The sequence below is a fragment of the Pseudarthrobacter sp. S6 genome (assembly GCF_050156575.1).
Taxonomy (GTDB): domain Bacteria; phylum Actinomycetota; class Actinomycetes; order Actinomycetales; family Micrococcaceae; genus Arthrobacter.
The window spans coordinates 3276863-3295257 of sequence record NZ_CP189581.1 but is presented as its reverse complement, the minus strand read 5'-3'; the positions used below and the strand labels follow the sequence as shown (position 1 = coordinate 3295257).

Sequence of the window (18395 nt, the reverse complement as noted above, 5' to 3'; positions counted from 1 at the left end):
GCTGCCCCGGGCTGAGGAAAGTGTTCATGCTTCCAGCGTGGCAGTCCTGTGGTGTCAGCTGATGGACCGGCGGTCCAGGAAGTTCTGCAGCGGGATGGAGTTCCGCTGGTCGGGAAGGACCAGCCAGGCCGCGATGTACAGTACTACGGCGGGGCCGGGGAGGAGGCAGAAGACCAGGAAAGCGATCCGCACGAAGGCCACATCCACGTTGAGCTTGGCTGCGATGCCGCCGCACACGCCGCCTATCCAGCGTTGGGGTCCACGTTTCAGGCCGAAGCCCCTGACGATGCTGAAGAATTTGTCCATGGTTCAAGACTTCCCTGTTGTGCGTTCGTTGTCACGTTTCCGGGCCGAGAGGAGACCGCCGATCACCAGCGCGGCGCCGGCGCCGATCATCAGGCCGATCAGGACATAGGTGCCGTTCAGGGTCACCACACCCAACTGGGCGATGACGATCAGGGCGGCCAGCGCCATAACGATCAGGCCCCAGACGACGGTTCCTACGCGGGTGGCTGGCGGAGTTGCGTCGGCTCCTGGGTGACCGGCCGCCGTCGTGCTTTCCGGAGTGTATGGGTCCGGTGACGGATTGACGTTGCTCATGTCAGTTCCCTTCCTGGATGGTGACGTTGCTGAAGGTGCCGTCGATCTCCACGATCAGCTTGGCGCCGGGCTTGTCGGTGTTGTAGCTGCTCTCGCGGGTGGAGATGCCGCTCCGGTGGCCGTTGCCTTCGGTGAGGTTGCCCATGGTCATGTCCGCCCTGATGTCCACGGGGACGTTGTCCGGAATGACCACCTTGACGTTGCTGGCGGTGATGTCCAGGGAAACTACGACGTCGGAGGCCAGCGGGGCGGTGACGTTCAGCTCCGTGAGGTCAATAGTCCCGCGGCCTGCGGTGATGTCGAAACCGTTCCGTGCCTGTTCGATGCTGACGGGTGCCCAGTCGACCTGGGTGAAGCGGACCCTGTCGCCGTTGCCCGCGACGTTGAAGATTCCGCCGATCACCAGGGCCACAACGGCGAAGAAGCCGAGGATTCCTGACGTCCTGCCGCGCAACCCCGCAATGAGGATGCCCAGGCCCAGGACCGCTGCGCCGCTGGCCCAGACGATCGCGTTGGTGGCGTCGCCGAGGTTGATCACGTTACCGGCGTTAAGGGCCTTGAGCCCGCCGCCCACCACAAGCGCTGTTCCGGCTGTAATGGCTACGGCTGGGGCGCCGGGGCCGGAGGGACGGACCTTGGGTGCCCGGGCCGGACCCTGCGGTGGCTGGTAGCCGCCGTAGGCACCTCCGTCGCTACCGCCCCCGCCGTAGGAGCCACCGCCGCCGTGTGGCGGGTTGACGCTCGACGGCGGGACCGGCAGGTAAGATCCGCTCCCGGACGGGCCGGCCGTGCGGGTGGAGGTGGAATCCGTCGCAGCAAACGGCGAGGCGTAGGGGTTTGTGGGATAAGCAGCCGAGTAACCGGAGTTTCCGCCGGCCGGCTGCGGTGTGGTGTTCATAAGTGCTCCGTTCCGGGCCTTGCTGCGCTGGGTCAGGTAGTAGATCAAGTAGATGGCGCCGCCCACCCAGAAGACGGTCCAGAGGAATCCGCCGAAGCCGTTGCGGCTCCAGCCCCAGAATCCGCCGCCGAGCCCGGTGAGCCCCACCACGGTGGTGATCAGCGAGCCTGTCATACCGCTGGACCAGCGGCCGGCACCGGCTTCCTGGACGTGGATACGCCCGTCGGGTTCGGGAAGGAATGCCCAGGCCAGTCCGTAGAGCAGGCCGCCGATTCCGGCGAAGAGGGTGAGAACAATGAAGATGCCGCGCACAATCAGCGGATCGATGCCCGTCCGGTGTGCGATGCCGCTGGAGACGCCGCCGATCCACCGGTCACGGCCCCGCTGGATGCCGTGGCTCCGGACCCAGGTGAAGAAGTCATTCGGCTGGCCCGGTGCTTTGGCGCCGGTCTGCGGGCCGGCGTACTGGCCCGCAGACGGGCTCGAATACGGGCCTGAATATGGTCCGGCGTACGGCGGTTCCGTGGGCTGGCCATCAGCGGGGGTAGGGGTCTGGGAGTTCATACTTCGATCCTGCCGTCCGGCGCGGCGGCGCTCTACTGGGGAACACCCTGACTCGCCCCTGAGTTACCCCCGGTTCAGGCCGGAATCGGGTCCGGGGAACCCTGATCCGTGCTTGGATTGACACATGATCCCCGCCCTCACCCGCCCACCGCTTGTCCGCAGCAGCGACCGCGTCATCGCGGGCGTCTGCGCCGGCCTCGCGGCGCATCTGGGCTGGCCGGTGAAAAGCGTGCGGATCGGCATGGCATTCGCAACCCTCGCCGGCGGCGCCGGGTTCGCCTTCTATGCGTGGCTCTGGATCATGGTCCCCACCGCCGACGAAAGCGCCCGCCGCAACGCCAGGCGTCCGGCGTCGCCCATTGCGCCGGCGGTCAGCCTTGACCCGGCATTCAGCGCCGGGCCTCCGCCAGTGCCGACCTCGCCCGGTCTGCCCGTTGCCGGTCCATGGTGGGGAAATCCCGACGCCGGTGCTGTCGCCCCCGGTTTCGCTCCCAGGGGTGTCTCCGGCCGCGGGCCCCGTGCCGGCTACCCCGCCGGTTACCCGGCCGCCGTGCGGCCGCCGTGGTTCCGGGTCCGCCGCACGCGGTACGGCAAGGAAATGCTGCTGGGCGCAGGGCTCCTCCTGGTGGCGGGCATCATGATTGCCCGGCTGCTCGGTGTGGACGTGCCCCTGGGGACCCTCATCCCCGCCGCCGCCGTGCTGGGCGGTGCAGCCATCGCCTGGATGCAGCTCGACGAAACCCGCCGTGCCGGGCTCGTGGACAAAACCAAGGCCGACCAGGCAGGCGGCTGGGCGCGCCTAGCCGCCGGATTGGCGCTGGTGGTTGCCGGCGTGCTGCTAATGGTCTCCGGTTCCGGATCCTGGGAACAAACCTGGCTGGCCCTGCTCGCATCGGTGGCGGTGCTTGGCGGCGTGGTTCTGGTGCTCCTTCCGTGGGCCCTCAAATTCTGGCGGGACCTGGAAACAGAGCGTGCGGGCCGGATCCGCGAAACGGAGCGGGCCGAGATTGCTGCCCACCTGCACGACTCCGTCCTCCAGACCCTCGCCCTGATCCAGCGGCGGGCGGGAAACGAACACGACGTCCTCCGGCTCGCCCGGGCCCAGGAACGTGAACTCAGGAGCTGGCTGTTCCAGGACCCCGGTAAGGAGGCAGGCCAGCTTTCGGCCCGCATCAAGGCGGCGGCGGCCGAGGTGGAAGACTCCCTCGGCAACGCCGTGGAGGTGGTCAGCGTCGGGGACACCGCCATGACCGAATCCCACGAGGCGATGCTCCAGGCCAGCCGTGAGGCGATGCTCAATGCGTCCCGTCACGGCGGCGGGACCGTCTCTGTCTACGTGGAAGTTTCCGATGGACGCACGGAAATCTTCATCAAGGACAGGGGTCTTGGCTTCGACCTGCAGGATGTACCCGAAGACAGGCTCGGCGTCCGTGAATCGATCATTGGACGCATGAAACGGCACGGTGGATCTGCGTCTATAACCAGCACGCCGGACGGTACGGAGGTGCGGCTGGGCATGCCGGCGCTCCAAACGGACAACGCGGAAGGGAAATCATGAACAACGTACAGGGGACCGGGACCATCCGCCCCGCACAGCCGGTCCGGGTGGTGATCGTGGACGACCACGCCATCTTCCGTTCGGGGCTCAAAGCCGACCTCGATCAGAGCATCCTCGTTGTTGGGGAAGCGGCCACTGTTGAGCAGGCCATCGCTGTAATCGCGCAGGAGCGTCCGGAGGTGGTGCTCCTGGATGTGCACCTGCCTGGCGGCCTGGGCGGTGGTGGCCGGGATGTGATCGCGGGTTCCGTGGCGCTCCTTGGCACTACCAAGTTCCTGGCCCTGAGCGTCTCCGACGCCGCCGAGGACGTGGTGTCGGTCATCCGCGCTGGCGCCCGGGGGTACGTCACCAAGACAATCTCCGGGGCCGAAATCACCGACGCCGTGTTCCGCGTGGCCGGCGGCGACGCCGTGTTCTCGCCCCGGCTGGCCGGCTTCGTGCTGGACGCCTTCGGCACCGCTCCGGCGGACATTGCCGACGACGAGCTGGACAGGCTTTCGGCCCGTGAGCTCGAAGTGATGCGCCTGATCGCCCGCGGCTACAGCTACAAGGAGGTGGCCAAGGAGCTGTTCATCAGCATCAAGACCGTGGAAACCCATGTGTCAGCCGTGTTGCGCAAACTCCAGCTTTCCAGCCGGCACGAGCTCACCAAGTGGGCCGCCGAACGCCGCCTGCTCTAGCCCCAAAGATGCGCTATCACTTTTGGTCGTTATAAGCCGTGCATAAGGACCAAAAGTGATAGCGCATCTGCTGTTCGGGGAGGCCTACTTGGCTTTGCCCAGGAAGTCCTGGAGCCGGGCGACGCCGGTGGCCAGGTCCTCGTCGCCCAAAGCGTAGGAGAGCCGCAGGTAGCCGGAGGGGCCGAACGCCTCACCGGGCACCACAGCCACCTCAACTTCATCCAGGATCAAAGCAGCGAGCTCGGCGGAGGTGGACGGCGTTGCGGTGCCCGCCGCCGTCGGGAATTCCTTCCCCAGCAGCGCACGGACGTCCGCGTAGACGTAGAACGCACCCTTCGGCGTCGGGCACTCAACACCGTCAATCGCATTCAGGCCGGCCACGATCGCCTTGCGGCGGCGGTCAAACGCCACCTTCATCTCGTCCACGGCGGTCAGCGGTCCGGAGACGGCGGCGAGGGCTGCAATCTGCATGATGTTCGAAACGTTGGACGTGGCGTGCGACTGCAGGTTGGTGGCCGCCTTGATGACGTCGGCCGGGCCGATCATCCAGCCCACACGCCAGCCGGTCATCGCATAGGTCTTGGCCACGCCATTGAGGATGACCACTTTGTCGCCGAGTTCCGGAGCTGCCGTGGCGATCGAGGTGAACGGGACGCCGTCGTACGTCAGGTGCTCGTAGATCTCGTCGGTGACCACCCAGAGCCCCTTGGCGGCGGCCCACTTGCCGATCTCAGCCACCTGCTCGGGGCTGTAGACGGATCCTGTGGGGTTGGACGGCGAGACGAACAGCAGGATCTTGCTCTTGTCCGTCACAGCGGCCTCAAGCTGCTCAACGGTGACCAGGTAGTCCTGCTCAGGTCCGGCGAACACCTCAACGGGAACACCGCCGGCGAGCCTGATGGCCTCCGGGTACGTGGTCCAGAACGGTGTGGGGACAATCACTTCGTCGCCCGGATCCACCAGCGTGGCGAAGGTGTTGTACACGGCCTGCTTGCCGCCGTTCGTCACCAGGACCTGGGACGGATCCACGGCGTAGCCGGAGTCGCGGAGCGTCTTCTCGGCGATGGCCTTTTTGAGTTCCGGCAGCCCGGCGGCAGGGGTGTAGCGGTGGTACTTGGGCTGGCTGGCGGCCTCGATGGACGCCTTGACGATGTAGTCCGGGGTGGGGAAGTCCGGTTCCCCTGCCCCGAAGCCAATAACCGGCCGGCCCGCTGCCTTCAGCGCCTTGGCCTTGGCATCAACGGCCAGGGTTGCAGATTCGGCAATAGCGGAAATGCGTTTGGAAACGCGGGCGGCAGACATGGCAGGGTCCGTTCTTCGCTTGCAGCCCGGAGGCTGAATGGTGGAATTCGACGTGATCTACTCTATGCTGTTCAGCGGATCGTTCGGGCTGCCGGCGTGGATGTGACAGCAGGTCAAGTCACCCACCAGGGCGGATTGGGCGGTCCGGAATGAGGCTGGTTCGACGTAGACGAAGTTGTTGCGTAGACTGGTTCTCCGGTGTTGAAAACACGGATGATGACGTGCGCCCCAGTGCAAACTGTGGAAGTTTTGTCAGGCTGCTGTTTTCGATCCATAGGGTAGTGGCGCAATTGGTAGCGCAGCGGTCTCCAAAACCGCAGGTTGCAGGTTCGAGTCCTGTCTGCCCTGCGCAAGCTGTTCCGGCGGAAAGCCGGAGCAAGCGCAGCAACCATGGTTCTGATCAGGACCGGGTAATCCAACATTGCGAAGATGAGCGAGGACCAGGTGACCGAAACAGCTGCCAGCAGCTCCAAGGGCCGCCCAGCTAAGAAGGACGCCAAGGCAAACTTCTTCGCTCGAATTGCACTCTTCATTCGCCAGGTCATCGGCGAACTGAAGAAGGTTGTTGCACCAACCCGCAAGGAACTGATCAACTACACGCTCGTGGTGCTGGTGTTCGTGGCCATCATGATGGTGATCGTCAGCCTGCTGGACATCGGTTTTGGAACCGTGGTCAGCTGGGTCTTCGGCGGGATAGCTCCCGGGGACCGCTAAGGCATATCGTCCGCAGGCCGCGTGGCCTTGTCCGGGTAAACCGGAAGAACCCACGCGGTGTGCGGAATTGAGCCATTTAAATAGGCATGTTAGGCAATGAGGAAGCAGGAGACCAAGTGTCTGAGCAGGAGCTCGAGGTAACCGAGACTGAGCTGGAAGAGTCCACGGACAACACGGCGGCCGCCACGGTTGAAGCCGGTGAAGAGTCCGAGGTTGAGTCCGCTGCGCCCGAATCCGCCGACGCCGATTCCGCCGACGATTCAGAGGATGCCGATTCAGAGGGTGACGCCGTAGAAGGCGAACTCGCTGAGGGCGACTCAGAGGGCGACGACGCTGATGCAGACGCCCTGGCAGCCGCGGCCGCCAAGGCCGAAGTTGACCCCGCCGACGAATTCAAAGCCAAGCTGCGCCGCCAGGAGGGTGACTGGTACGTCATCCACTCCTACGCCGGCTACGAAAACCGCGTCAAGGCCAACCTTGAGACCCGCATCCAGACCCTGGACATGGAAGATTACATCTTCGAAATCCAGGTGCCCATGGAAGAGGTCGTTGAGATCAAGAACGCGCAGCGCAAGGTCATCAACCGCGTCCGGATCCCCGGCTACGTCCTGGTCCGCATGGATCTGACGGATGCCTCCTGGGGCGCCGTCCGCCACACCCCCGGCGTTACCGGCTTCGTGGGCAACGCCCACAACCCGGTGCCGCTGCGACTCGACGAAGTCTTCTCCATGCTCGCGCCGGTCTTCGAAGAAGAGCAGGCCGAAAAGGGCAAGCCCGTCAAGCACGCTGCCGCCCAGGTCGACATCGACTTCGAGGTCGGCGAATCGGTCATCGTCAAGGAAGGTCCGTTCGAGACCCTCCCCGCCACGATCTCCGAGATCAAGGTGGAATCCCAGACCCTCGTGGTGCTCGTATCGATCTTCGAACGCGAAACCCCAGTCACGCTGGCATTCAACCAGGTCAGCAAGATCTAGTTACCCGCACAGAATTCGTTCCGGACTGCCCGCTTAGCAGCCCCGGAACGGCCGGTCGCCTCGCCATGGCGGCCAAAAACCTGAGGCACGCTCCTGTGTCCCAGGAAGATATTGAGAGAAGGACCTTACATTGGCTCCCAAGAAGAAGGTCACCGGCCTCATCAAGCTGCAGATCCAGGCAGGCGCCGCTAACCCGGCCCCGCCGATCGGTCCTGCGCTTGGCCAGCACGGTGTCAACATCATGGAATTCTGCAAGGCGTACAACGCTGCCACAGAAGCCCAGCGCGGAAACGTTATCCCCGTGGAAATCACGGTCTACGAAGACCGTTCCTTTACGTTCATCACCAAGACCCCGCCGGCTGCAGAGCTCATCAAGAAGGCTGCAGGCGTTGCCAAGGGTTCACCCACCCCGCACACCGTCAAGGTTGCCAAGCTGACTCAGGCCCAGGTCAACGAGATCGCCACCACCAAGATGGAAGATCTCAACGCCACCAGCCTCGAGGGCGCAGCGAAGATCATCGCCGGTACCGCCCGCTCCATGGGTATCACTGTAGAAGGCTAATAGCCTTCACCGTCGGGAAACCGGCACCACTGCCGGACAACCGGCACAAACCGTAATGCCGCAGGATCCATTCAGGATCCTCGGCTGTGGCAGGGCCCAGCGCGGTCCGCAGACCACAACTGCACAAGGAGAAATAAGCAGCATGGCAAAGCGCAGCAAAGCATATGAGGCAGCAGCCGCCAAGATCGACGCGGAGAACTTCTACGCGCCGTTCGAGGCAGTAACGCTCGCCAAGGACACCAACCCGTCCAAGTTCGACGCCACCGTTGAGGTTGCCTTCCGCCTGGGCGTTGACCCTCGCAAGGCTGACCAGATGGTCCGCGGCACCGTTATCCTGCCCCACGGCACGGGTAAGGTCTCCCGCGTACTGGTTTTCGCAACGGGCGACAAGGCTGAGGCAGCAATCGCTGCCGGCGCCGACTTCGTGGGTTCCGATGACCTGATCGAAAAGATCGCAGCCGGCTGGACCGACTTCGATGCAGCCGTTGCCACCCCTGACCTCATGGGCAAGGTTGGCCGTCTTGGTAAGGTCCTGGGTCCCCGTAACCTGATGCCGAACCCGAAGACCGGCACCGTGACCGCAGATGTCGCCAAGGCTGTCAACGACATCAAGGGTGGCAAGATCGACTTCCGCGTCGACAAGCACTCGAACCTGCACTTCATCATCGGCAAGGTCTCCTTCGACGCCCTCAAGCTGGCCGAGAACTACGCAGCAGCACTGGAAGAGGTGCTTCGTTTGAAGCCGTCCGCTTCCAAGGGCCGCTACATCCAGAAGGCCACCGTGGCCACCACGTTCGGTCCCGGCATCTCCGTCGACCCCAACGTCACGAAGGTCCTGACCGAGGTCTAGTCCTCAGCAGCACTTCCGCCGGTTCATTCCGGCACACCCTAGGACCGTCCGGCACTGCGCCGGGCGGTCCTTTGGTTTACCCCGCTGAACCGTCCGGATGGTTAGGCTGGGGGCATGACCGGCCAGCAGCTGAAGATCACCGCAGTCGCCATTCCTGCAGCGCTCGACGCCGGGACGGACCACAGTGCCGGCGGCACCGCCGGCGTGATGGACTTCCACGAGTGCCACGCCTTGCGCGAGAAACACGAACTGGAGAAATGGGGCGACCTGGACCGCTGCCCCACAGCCATGGAGAGCCTGGAATACTGGCGCGGTAATCCGTACGAGGATCGCCGGCTCTTCATCGCACGGCTGGGCCAGCAAACCGTGGGCACCTGCTCCGTAACCCTGCCCCTACGCGAAAACACGTCCACGGCAGGGATCCTGGTGGACGTGGCGGCAGCCTTTCGGCGGCAGGGCTGGGGCCGGAAGCTGCTGGAACATGCCGAGGCTGTTGCCGCGGACAAAGGCCGCACCTCTTTTGATGGCTACTGTGAGCTGCCCTCCGGGACGGTGGATAAGGACACCCGGCTGATTCCCGCCAAATCAGGAGCAGGTGGGCTGCCCGCAGATGATCCTGCCGTCGTCTTTGCAGCCCGTGCGGGTTACGAACTCGAACAGGTGGAGAGGGCCAGCCGGCTCACGCTGCCAGTCCCGGCGAACAAACTCGATGCACTGGAGCTGGAGGCATCTTCACGGGCAACCGGATACACCCTGGTGGGCTGGTCTGATCGGTGTCCTGACGAACTCGTGGTTGAATACGCAGTCCTCAAGAACCGGATGAGCACGGACGTCCCTATCGCCGGCCTGGACTGGGAAGCTGAGGACTGGGACCCAGCCAGGGTCCGGCAGGAGGAGCAGTCGAGCAGCCGCGGCGGCGTGCAGAGCCAGGTCGCGGCGGCGCTGCACAGGCCTACCGGCAAGCTGGTGGCCTACACGGTCGCGAACTGGCGGCCGGGCATTCCTACGAGCATTGCCCAGCAGGACACGCTGGTCACGTCCGATCACCGCGGCCAGAGGCTGGGATTGCTGATCAAGACAGCGAACCTGCGGGCGGCCCAGCATCGGTGGCCCGCGGCGCGATCGGTGCTGACATGGAACGCTGTGGAAAACCGGCATATGCTGGCGATAAATAGTTTGCTTGGATTCACACCTGCTGGTTATGAGGGCGAGTGGCAGAAACGGCTGGGATGACGCACCTGATGGCAGAAGACGTAAGGATCGAGCAGCTGTGGATCCCGGATACCTTGGACGCGCCTGACGCAACGGATTTTTTGGCTGCCATCGAGGTGGGCCGCAAAGTCCGGATGCAGACCTGGGGCACTGATGACCTCGCTTACACGCCGCTGGAGAAGCTCCTTGAGCTGGCCGATCCCTATGAGCGCCAGATTATCTTGGTGGCCAAGGCCGGGGATCAGATCATCGGCACGGTGGACATTGCCCTGCCGCTGACGGACAACCTGGACATGGCGGAGTTCACGCTGGACATCCTGCCGGAATTCCAACGCCAGGGGGTGGGCCGCAAGCTGCTCCTCGCGGCCGAACACCTGGCGCGCAGCGAGGGCCGTACCTTGATCCTCGTTGACACCAACCATCCCGGCGCGTCCCTGCACGAGTTCGAGGCTGCCCAGCTGGTGCCGGGTTCAGGCCAGGGCTTTGTGCCGCTGGAAAGCCGGGAAGTCGAATTCGCGCGCCGGACGGGCTACACGCTGCAGCACATCGAACAGTTCAGCGCCTGTGCACTGCCCCTGGACACCAAACTCGTGGCCGATCTCCAGGCCGAGGCTGATGAAGCCAACAGCGGGCGGTTCCGGCTCCATCACTGGACTGACCGCTGCCCGGATGAGTGGCTGGAAGCCGTAGCCGTGCTCGAGAACCAGGCGGGCGCCGACGTCGATCCTGCCCTTGAGACCCCCGTAGACCAGGACATGGTGTTCGACGGCGGCATCCTCCGCGGGGCGGAAGAGGTCACCATCGCGCAGGGGAGGCGGACCGTGGTGACCGCCGTTGAGCATCTGGCCACCGGGGCACTGGTGGGCCTGACCACTATCAGCGTCCTGGCCCACCGGCCCGATGTGGTGTTCCAGGACGACACCCTGGTCCTGCAGGAGCACCGCGGGAACAAGCTGGGGCTCTCGATCAAGGTGGCCAACATGGGGCGGCTCACCGAGCAGTTCCCGGACGCCCGGGTGATCTACACCTGGAACGCGCCGGAGAACAGGTACCTGTTGACGGTCAACCAGCAGCTGGGCTTCACCACGGCCGGCGTGACCGGCATCTGGCAAAAAGAGCTCCCACACCTGGGGACCAGTAAGAGCTGAGGCCGATTTGGTGGTCCGGCGGCCCGTCCCGTAAGCTTGAACTACCAAAGACCGTCGGTTGTTGGAAATCCATTCTCCTGAACGCAGCTCAACTCTGCAGTTGTGTGCGGGAGGCCAAATGTATTTCTGGACGAAGGACCCTGAACATAGGGCGGCCGGCGCAGGTGAACGAAGCAACGCTCCACAGTGAAAGCCGTGTCGAGCCAAGCCCCGTGCATCTGCGCGGGGCGTTTTTTAGTTTTAGCTCATCTGAGCGGGGACCGTCGCATACCGGCACTATCCCCGGAAGGAGGGTTATGGCAACGCCTACAAAGGTTTCAGCAGTAGCTGAGATCACTAACGATTTCAAGGAATCGAACGCCGCTGTCCTGACCGAATACCGTGGGCTCACCGTTGCACAGCTCAAGCAGCTGCGTGTTTCTCTCGGCCAGGACACCAAGTTCTCGGTCGTCAAGAACACCCTGACCGCAATTGCAGCCAAGGAAGCTGGTGTCGAAGCATTCAACGACCAGCTCTCCGGCCCCACTGCAATCGCGTTCATCAAGGGTGACGCAGTTGCCGCTGCCAAGAGCCTGACGGATTTTGCCAAGGCCAACAAGCAGCTGGTCATCAAGACCGGTTACTTCGAGGGCAAGGCACTGAACGCGAGCGAAGTCGCTGCCCTGGCAGCACTCGAGTCCCGCGAGCTGCAGCTCGCAAAGGTTGCAGGCATCCTCAAGGCTCCTGCTGCCGCCGCTGCACGCACCATTGATGCACTGCGCCTCAAGCTCGAAGAAGCGAACGGTTCACCGGCAGCAGCCGAGGCTCCCGCCGCGGAAGAAGTTCCGGCCGCAGACGAAGCCCCCGAAGCAGGTGCAGAGGCTCCCGCCGAAGCACCCGCTGCCGAAGAGAACTAGTTTCTCTTCACCCACCAGACTCCGGTGTGAAGGCAATGGCCCAGGCCGCCAAGCACCACCTATAGGAAGGACGCCACACCATGGCGAAGCTCACCAACGAAGAGCTCATTGAAGCTTTCAAGGAACTGACCATCATCGAGCTCTCCGAGTTCGTCAAGCTCTTCGAAGAGACCTTCGAAGTTACTGCAGCTGCAGTTGCTGTTGCTGGCCCCGCCGGTGGCGGCGCAGCTGAAGAAGCTGAAGAGCAGACTGAATTCGACGTTATCCTCGAATCTGCTGGCGAAAAGAAGATCGCAGTGATCAAGGAAGTTCGCGCAATCACTTCCCTGGGTCTGAAGGAAGCTAAGGACGTTGTTGACAGTGCTCCGAAGGCTGTTCTCGAAGGCGTCACGAAGGAAGCTGCCGAGAAGGCAGTGGAGCAGCTCCAGGCTGCCGGCGCAACCGTTACCCTCAAGTAACTCACGCCTCTTCACGGAAACCCCGTCCACTTCGGTGGGCGGGGTTTCCTGCGTTTAACCCAACGATTAACCCAAACGCGGGGTCACATATGGCCCATGAAGTGCCCATTGATAGGCCGTAAGTGACCCCGCGTTGCTAATTCGGTTCGGAGATATCGGCGACAACGGCGCGCAGGGCAGCGGTAAGGGCGTCGGCGTCCACAAACGCACTGTAGCCGTGTTCGCCGGCGCCCATGGAGATGCGGCGGCCGGCAATGGTGGCGTCCGCGTACACCGGCCAGGCGGTGGTGCTGCCGAGCGGGGTGATGGTCCCGCGTTCGTAGCCGGTCGCGTCGAGCGCTACGTCCGCGGACGGTAATGGGAGTTTGTTGACGCCCACCAGGGTCCGCAGTTTTGGCCACGAGATTTGCCGGTCACCCGGAATCAGCGCGAACAGGAACGTTCCGTCCTTGTGTTTGACCACCAGGGACTTCACGATTTCCGCAGGCGTGATGCCCAGGATCCCGGCAGCCTCCTCGAGGTTCCGCGCAGCGAGGCGCTCCACAATCTGCACGGCCAGGCCGCGCGCGGCGGCGTCAGCAAGGAAGCGCTGACGTCCGACGGCGGCACTTGGGTCGCCGGCCTGCCCCACCATCAGTCCCTGCCCGCCATCAGTCGCGGTACAGCAGCAGGGCTTCACCCTGACCGCCGCCGCCGCACAGGGAGACCGCAGCCTTACCGCTGCCACGCCGTTTAAGTTCGAGGGCCGCGTGCAGCGCCAACCGCGCACCGGACGCCCCGATCGGGTGGCCCAGCGCAATGGCGCCGCCATGGATGTTGCACTTCTCCAGCGGGTAGTCCAGGTCCTTCAGCGACTGCACTGCGACCGAACCGAACGCTTCGTTAATTTCGATGAAGTCCAGGTCGGTGGTGCCCCATTCTGCCCGCTGCAGAGCGTTCTTGATGGCGTGGGACGGCTGCGAATGCAGGGAGTTGTCCGGACCGGCAACCTGGCCGGGTTTCCCCACCACAGCCAGGTATTCCAGGCCGTTCTCCTCCGCGAACCGGCGCGATGCCAGCACAAGGGCGGCGGCGCCGTCGGACAGGGGAGAGGAGTTGCCTGCCGTGATGGTTCCGTCGCTGGCGAAGGCTGCCCGCAGTCCGGCCAGGGACTCGAGGGATGTGTTCGGGCGAACGCCTTCGTCGGTGTCCACAACGATGGGGTCTCCCTTGCGCTGCTTGACGCTGATGGGTGCGATCTCGTCGTCGAAGACGCCGTTCTTCGCCGCCAGCGCCGCGCGCTGGTGCGATTGGGCGGCCACGTTGTCCTGCGGGGTCCGGTCGATGCCCAGTGTCAGGTTCTTGGTTTCGGTGGACAGCCCCATGGACTGACCATCGAAGGCATCCGTGAGTCCGTCGTGCGCCGCGACATCCAGCGCCTGGATGGCGCCGTAGGTCCAGCCCTGGCGCGAACCCGGCAGGAGGTGGGGCGCACGGGACATGGATTCCTGGCCACCGGCCACCACCACCGAGGCGTCGCCGCTGCGGATCATCCTTGCGGCGTCGATCACCGCGGTCAGCCCGGACAGGCACACCTTGTTGATGGTGAGAGTAGGAACGTTCCAGCCAATCCCTGCGCCAATGGCGCTCTGGCGTGCGGGGTTTTGACCGGCACCGGCCTGCAGTACCTGGCCCATGATGACGGCATCCACCTGGCCGGCCTGCACGCCGCTCGCGGCGACCGCGGACCTGATCGCGTGCGCTCCGAGTTCGACGGCGGTGAAGCTCGCCAGTTGCCCGTTGAGCCGGCCCTGCGGCGTGCGCGCACCAGCCAGGATAACAACGTCAGTATTGTCGTTGGAGTTGCCCATTGTGATCTCTTCCGCTCTGAATCGATGTACTTCCAAGGCTACCGTGAGACATGTCACCCATTAATCCAAACGCCGAATGGGTACCGGAGATTCCAGCCGTGCCGGCACGGCCAATAGGGGGGGAACTGCCCATCCGCCGCCTCGCCGGGCTCACCGCCTGGAGCGTTGCCACTCCTGCGCCGGACAGCTCTTCATCAACAGCAGCCCCCAGTGCGTCCACTTCCGCGCCCTCCACCGCGTCGCCGTCGCGCTCTTTCAGTCCGGACGCTGCGCCTCTGAGGCCTCTTCCGGTACGAAAAATCAGTGCTTGCAATAAGTCCGGTTGTGGGGTAGACACGTAATTGGTTTTGCCGTATCGTAGATATTTGCGTCTTCCCTGTTTACCTTCAGCCTTCATATAGCGGTGGGCTTTGCCTGGCAGCTGACCATCAACGTGCCGTCAACAACGTCATTGTATGGAAAGCCCCGGCCCGGGTCATATAGCGGAACCGGATGGTAGCACTGCGGAGTCATTCCGCAGGGTGCACAGCGGGGGAGATCTGAAAACGCCTGAAGGTCTGTGGAAGGATCCCTCTTGGTCGCCTCGAGCACCTCTAATGTAAATAACACTGCCACCGCTATCGAATCAAACAGCACTGATGGTGCCACGCGCCGGCTCTCATTCGCAAAGATTCACGAACCGCTGGACGTTCCGAATCTCCTTGCCCTGCAGACGGACAGCTTCGACTGGCTAGTCGGAAACGAACGCTGGCAGGCCCGCGTAGCGAAGGCCGTCGAAGAAAACGATCTAAGTGTCGCCACCTCGTCTGGACTGTCGGACATCTTTGAAGAGATCTCCCCGATCGAGGACTTCCAGGGCACCATGTCCCTGAGCTTCTCCGATCCGGAGTTCGCTGACCCGAAGTACACCATGGCCGAGTGCAAGGACCGGGACGCAACGTATTCGGCACCGCTGTACGTCAAGGCCGAGTTCATGAACAACAACACGGGCGAAATCAAGCAGCAGACCGTGTTCATGGGCGACTTCCCCCTCATGACGGAGAAGGGCACCTTCGTCGTCAACGGCACCGAGCGTGTGGTCGTCTCCCAGCTGGTCCGTTCACCGGGCGCCTACTTTGAGCGCACCGCCGACAAGACCAGTGATAAGGACATCTTCACTGCCAAAATCATCCCGTCCCGCGGTGCATGGTTTGAACTCGAGATCGACAAGCGCGACCAGGTCGGCGTTCGCCTCGACCGTAAGCGCAAGCAGTCCGTCACTGTTCTGCTGAAGGCCCTGGGCTGGACCGAAGGCCAGATCCTCGAAGAGTTCGGCCAGTACGACTCCATGCGCGCAACGCTGGAGAAGGACGCCACCGAGACCCGCGAAGACGCATTGCTGGACATCTACCGGAAGCTGCGACCGGGCGAGCCGCCCACAGTCGAGGCTGCCCAGTCCCTCCTGGACAACCTGTACTTCAACTCCAAGCGCTACGATCTGGCCAAGGTTGGCCGTTACAAGATCAACCGCAAGCTTGGCATCGACCGCTCCCTTGGCGACAAGGAAGCTTCGGTCCTGCACGTTGAAGACATCGTGGCCATGATCAAGTTCCTGGTTGCCCTGCACGCTGGCGAGAAGACCCTCACGGGCAAGCGTGATGGCCAGGACCACGAGCTGCGCGTTGATATCGATGACATCGATCACTTCGGCAACCGTCGTATCCGCGCCGTCGGCGAGCTCATCGAGAACCAGGTCCGCACCGGCCTGTCCCGTATGGAGCGCGTTGTCCGCGAGCGGATGACCACCCAGGACGTCGAGGCAATCACGCCGCAGACACTGATCAACATCCGCCCTGTTGTTGCAGCCATCAAGGAGTTCTTCGGAACGTCCCAGCTGTCGCAGTTCATGGACCAGAACAACCCGCTCTCGGGTCTGACCCACAAGCGCCGTCTGTCCGCGCTTGGCCCGGGTGGTCTGTCCCGTGACCGCGCAGGCATGGAAGTTCGAGACGTTCACCCGTCCCACTACGGACGTATGTGCCCCATCGAAACCCCTGAAGGCCCGAACATTGGTCTGATCGGTTCGCTGGCATCCTACGGCCGCATCAACCCGTTCGGCTTCATCGAGACTCCTTACCGTCTCGTCGCTGAAGGCGTTGTCTCCGATGAGGTCCAGTACCTCACGGCCGACGACGAGGCAGAGGTTCTGATCGCTCAGGCCAACGCTCCGCTGGATGAGAACAAGAAGTTCGCCGAAGAGACCGTCCTGGTCCGCGCCCGTGGTGGTGGAGGCGAGCCTGTGCTCGTTCCCGCCGGCGAGGTCGAGTTCATGGACGTTTCCCCGCGCCAGATGGTGTCCGTGGCTACGGCACTGATCCCGTTCCTCGAGCATGACGATGCTAACCGCGCACTCATGGGTGCCAACATGCAGCGCCAGGCCGTGCCGCTGGTCCGTTCCGAGGCCCCGTTCGTGGGCACCGGCATGGAGCGCGCCGCCGCCGTCGACGCCGGTGATGTCACCATCGCGAAGAAGGCCGGTGTGGTTACCGAGGTCTCCGCTGAGCTCGTCATCATGCTCAACGACGACGGTACGGAAACCAACTACCGCATCAACAAGTTCGCACGCTCCAACCAGGGCAACTGCTACAACAACCGTGTCCTGGTGAACGAAGGCCAGCGACTCGAGGTCGGCGGCATCATCGCCGACGGTCCGGCAACGGACCAGGGCGAACTCGCCCTCGGTAAGAACCTGCTCGTGGCATTCATGTCATGGGAAGGCCACAACTTCGAGGACGCCATCATCCTCTCGCAGCGCATTGTTGCCGAGGACGTACTTTCCTCCATCCACATCGAGGAGCACGAGATCGATGCCCGCGACACCAAGCTTGGTGCCGAGGAAATCACCCGTGACATCCCCAACGTGTCCGAGGAAGTCCTGGCAGGCCTGGACGAGCGCGGCATCATCCACATCGGTGCCGAAGTTGAAGCCGGCGACATCCTGGTCGGAAAGGTCACCCCGAAGGGTGAAACCGAGCTGACCCCGGAAGAGCGCCTGCTGCGTGCCATCTTCGGTGAGAAGTCCCGCGAAGTGCGCGACACCTCCCTGAAGGTTCCGCACGGCGAGTCCGGCACCGTCATCGGCGTCCGCGTCTTCGACCGCGACAACGACGACGAACTGCCCCCGGGCGTGAACCAGCTGGTGCGCGTCTACGTGGCCGCCAAGCGCAAGATCACCGACGGCGACAAGCTCGCCGGCCGTCACGGCAACAAGGGTGTTATCTCCAAGATCCTCCCGATCGAGGACATGCCCTTCCTTGCCGACGGTACCCCCGTTGATATCGTCCTGAACCCGCTGGGTGTTCCGGGCCGTATGAACGTCGGCCAGGTGCTGGAAACGCACCTCGGCTGGGTTGCCAAGACCGGTTGGAAGATCGAAGGCGAGCCCGAGTGGATGAAGCAGCTGCCGAACCTGCCGCGCGAGAGTGGCTCGACCACTGTTGCAACGCCGGTGTTCGATGGCGCCCGTGAAGAGGAAATCACGGGTCTGCTGGACTCCACCAACGTCACCCGCGACGGCGACCGCCTGATCAACTCCTCAGGCAAGACCCGCCTCTTCGACGGCCGCTCCGGCGAGCCGTTCCCGGATCCGATCTCGGTCGGCTACATGTACATCCTGAAGCTCCACCACCTGGTGGACGACAAGATCCACGCCCGTTCCACTGGCCCGTACTCCATGATCACGCAGCAGCCGCTGGGTGGTAAGGCACAGTTCGGTGGCCAGCGCTTCGGTGAGATGGAAGTGTGGGCGCTGGAAGCTTATGGCGCCGCGTACACACTCCAGGAACTCCTCACCATCAAGTCGGATGATATTCACGGTCGTGTCAAGGTCTACGAAGCAATCGTCAAGGGCGAGAACATCCCCGAGCCGGGCGTTCCTGAGTCCTTCAAGGTCTTGATCAAGGAAATGCAGTCACTGTGCCTGAACGTGGAAGTACTCTCCACGGACGGAACCACAATTGAAATGCGTGACTCTGATGACGCAGTCTTCACGGCTGCGGAAGAACTGGGCATCGATCTGTCTCGTGCAGAGCCCAGTTCCGTAGAAGAGGTTTAGCAGGGCGTCCGACGGCGGTGATCGCCGCCGTCGGGC

General features: G+C 63.5%; 17 protein-coding genes and 1 tRNA gene. 12 read left to right on the top strand and 6 right to left on the bottom strand.

The genetic code is table 11. The annotated features are described in order from the left end of the window. Positions 1–54: 54 nt before the first annotated feature. The 3 genes from ACQCS0_RS15715 to ACQCS0_RS15705 are packed head-to-tail and all read right to left on the bottom strand — an operon-like array spanning position 55 to position 2062. Positions 55–306: a PspC domain-containing protein gene (locus ACQCS0_RS15715; RefSeq protein WP_354153299.1), complete on the bottom strand. Its 252-nt coding sequence runs from the start codon at positions 304–306 to the stop codon at positions 55–57. 3 nt (positions 307–309) lie between these two features. Further along, a complete protein-coding gene (locus tag ACQCS0_RS15710; RefSeq protein ID WP_354153300.1) occupies positions 310–600 on the bottom strand; it encodes a hypothetical protein in 291 nt (96 codons plus the stop codon). Position 601: 1 nt separating this feature from the next. Further along, complete coding sequence (locus ACQCS0_RS15705) at positions 602–2062, bottom strand: PspC domain-containing protein (protein WP_354153301.1); 1461 nt, start codon at positions 2060–2062, stop codon at positions 602–604. A 124-nt stretch (positions 2063–2186) separates the two neighbouring features. Here ACQCS0_RS15705 and ACQCS0_RS15700 point away from each other — a divergent pair, with 124 nt between their 5' ends. Then, positions 2187–3620 carry a PspC domain-containing protein gene (locus tag ACQCS0_RS15700; RefSeq protein WP_354153302.1) on the top strand — a complete coding sequence of 478 codons (1434 nt, stop codon included), beginning with the start codon at positions 2187–2189 and terminating at the stop codon, positions 3618–3620. Further along, the gene (locus ACQCS0_RS15695; RefSeq protein WP_354153303.1) at positions 3617–4300 is read left to right on the top strand and encodes a response regulator transcription factor; all 684 of its coding nucleotides are present in this window, start codon (positions 3617–3619) and stop codon (positions 4298–4300) included. The genes ACQCS0_RS15700 and ACQCS0_RS15695 overlap by 4 nt, the downstream gene beginning before the upstream one ends. Positions 4301–4384: 84 nt before the next feature. Here ACQCS0_RS15695 and ACQCS0_RS15690 read toward each other — a convergent pair whose 3' ends face one another. Then, the gene (locus ACQCS0_RS15690; protein ID WP_354153304.1) at positions 4385–5602 is read right to left on the bottom strand and encodes a pyridoxal phosphate-dependent aminotransferase; all 1218 of its coding nucleotides are present in this window, start codon (positions 5600–5602) and stop codon (positions 4385–4387) included. Between the two features lie 275 nt (positions 5603–5877). On the opposite strand from ACQCS0_RS15690, the gene ACQCS0_RS15685 reads away from it, so the two are divergent. The 9 genes from ACQCS0_RS15685 to rplL all read left to right on the top strand — a co-directional run bounded on the left by ACQCS0_RS15685 (position 5878) and on the right by rplL (position 12416). Next, positions 5878–5950 (top strand) — tRNA-Trp (locus tag ACQCS0_RS15685). An 81-nt stretch (positions 5951–6031) separates the two neighbouring features. Further along, the gene (gene secE / locus ACQCS0_RS15680) at positions 6032–6316 is read left to right on the top strand and encodes a preprotein translocase subunit SecE (protein ID WP_104061916.1); all 285 of its coding nucleotides are present in this window, start codon (positions 6032–6034) and stop codon (positions 6314–6316) included. A 116-nt stretch (positions 6317–6432) separates the two neighbouring features. After that, positions 6433–7290, top strand: coding sequence for a transcription termination/antitermination protein NusG (nusG, locus tag ACQCS0_RS15675; protein WP_354153305.1), 858 nt, complete (start codon positions 6433–6435; stop codon positions 7288–7290). 130 nt (positions 7291–7420) lie between these two features. Continuing rightward, positions 7421–7852: a 50S ribosomal protein L11 gene (gene rplK, locus ACQCS0_RS15670; RefSeq protein WP_024365990.1), complete on the top strand. Its 432-nt coding sequence runs from the start codon at positions 7421–7423 to the stop codon at positions 7850–7852. A 142-nt stretch (positions 7853–7994) separates the two neighbouring features. Further along, positions 7995–8702: a 50S ribosomal protein L1 gene (gene rplA / locus ACQCS0_RS15665; RefSeq protein ID WP_354153306.1), complete on the top strand. Its 708-nt coding sequence runs from the start codon at positions 7995–7997 to the stop codon at positions 8700–8702. 114 nt (positions 8703–8816) lie between these two features. After that, positions 8817–9935: a GNAT family N-acetyltransferase gene (locus ACQCS0_RS15660; protein WP_354153307.1), complete on the top strand. Its 1119-nt coding sequence runs from the start codon at positions 8817–8819 to the stop codon at positions 9933–9935. An 8-nt stretch (positions 9936–9943) separates the two neighbouring features. After that, on the top strand, positions 9944–11062 hold the full coding sequence (locus ACQCS0_RS15655) for a GNAT family N-acetyltransferase (RefSeq protein ID WP_426939842.1): 1119 nt from the start codon (positions 9944–9946) through the stop codon (positions 11060–11062). A 296-nt stretch (positions 11063–11358) separates the two neighbouring features. Next, a complete protein-coding gene (gene rplJ, locus ACQCS0_RS15650) occupies positions 11359–11958 on the top strand; it encodes a 50S ribosomal protein L10 (protein WP_354153308.1) in 600 nt (199 codons plus the stop codon). 80 nt (positions 11959–12038) lie between these two features. Next, complete coding sequence (gene rplL, locus ACQCS0_RS15645; protein WP_056344416.1) at positions 12039–12416, top strand: 50S ribosomal protein L7/L12; 378 nt, start codon at positions 12039–12041, stop codon at positions 12414–12416. 136 nt (positions 12417–12552) lie between these two features. On the opposite strand, the gene ACQCS0_RS15640 is transcribed toward rplL, so the two are convergent. After that, entirely contained in the window at positions 12553–13050 is a 498-nt protein-coding gene (locus ACQCS0_RS15640) for an aminoacyl-tRNA deacylase (RefSeq protein ID WP_426939841.1), read from the bottom strand. Positions 13051–13066: 16 nt separating this feature from the next. Further along, entirely contained in the window at positions 13067–14266 is a 1200-nt protein-coding gene (locus ACQCS0_RS15635) for an acetyl-CoA C-acetyltransferase (protein ID WP_354153310.1), read from the bottom strand. A 574-nt stretch (positions 14267–14840) separates the two neighbouring features. Between ACQCS0_RS15635 and rpoB the strand changes: the two genes are divergently transcribed. After that, positions 14841–18359 (top strand): DNA-directed RNA polymerase subunit beta, encoded by a 3519-nt coding sequence (gene rpoB, locus ACQCS0_RS15630; RefSeq protein ID WP_185261231.1) that lies wholly within the window; start codon positions 14841–14843, stop codon positions 18357–18359. Positions 18360–18395: the final 36 nt, after the last annotated feature.

Excerpts from the sequence above, each read along its gene's own strand:
- ACQCS0_RS15695 (WP_354153303.1), top strand. The coding sequence starts at position 3,617 with ATGAACAACGTACAGGGGACCGGGACCATCCGCCCCGCACAGCCGGTC.
- secE (WP_104061916.1), top strand. The coding sequence starts at position 6,032 with ATGAGCGAGGACCAGGTGACCGAAACAGCTGCCAGCAGCTCCAAGGGC.
- ACQCS0_RS15640 (WP_426939841.1), bottom strand. The coding sequence starts at position 13,050 with ATGGTGGGGCAGGCCGGCGACCCAAGTGCCGCCGTCGGACGTCAGCGC.
- ACQCS0_RS15660 (WP_354153307.1), top strand. The coding sequence starts at position 8,817 with ATGACCGGCCAGCAGCTGAAGATCACCGCAGTCGCCATTCCTGCAGCG.
- ACQCS0_RS15655 (WP_426939842.1), top strand. The coding sequence starts at position 9,944 with ATGGCAGAAGACGTAAGGATCGAGCAGCTGTGGATCCCGGATACCTTG.
- ACQCS0_RS15690 (WP_354153304.1), bottom strand. The coding sequence starts at position 5,602 with ATGTCTGCCGCCCGCGTTTCCAAACGCATTTCCGCTATTGCCGAATCT.
- ACQCS0_RS15715 (WP_354153299.1), bottom strand. The coding sequence starts at position 306 with ATGGACAAATTCTTCAGCATCGTCAGGGGCTTCGGCCTGAAACGTGGA.
- ACQCS0_RS15705 (WP_354153301.1), bottom strand. The coding sequence starts at position 2,062 with ATGAACTCCCAGACCCCTACCCCCGCTGATGGCCAGCCCACGGAACCG.
- rplJ (WP_354153308.1), top strand. The coding sequence starts at position 11,359 with ATGGCAACGCCTACAAAGGTTTCAGCAGTAGCTGAGATCACTAACGAT.
- ACQCS0_RS15710 (WP_354153300.1), bottom strand. The coding sequence starts at position 600 with ATGAGCAACGTCAATCCGTCACCGGACCCATACACTCCGGAAAGCACG.
- ACQCS0_RS15700 (WP_354153302.1), top strand. The coding sequence starts at position 2,187 with ATGATCCCCGCCCTCACCCGCCCACCGCTTGTCCGCAGCAGCGACCGC.
- ACQCS0_RS15635 (WP_354153310.1), bottom strand. The coding sequence starts at position 14,266 with ATGGGCAACTCCAACGACAATACTGACGTTGTTATCCTGGCTGGTGCG.
- rplA (WP_354153306.1), top strand. The coding sequence starts at position 7,995 with ATGGCAAAGCGCAGCAAAGCATATGAGGCAGCAGCCGCCAAGATCGAC.
- rplL (WP_056344416.1), top strand. The coding sequence starts at position 12,039 with ATGGCGAAGCTCACCAACGAAGAGCTCATTGAAGCTTTCAAGGAACTG.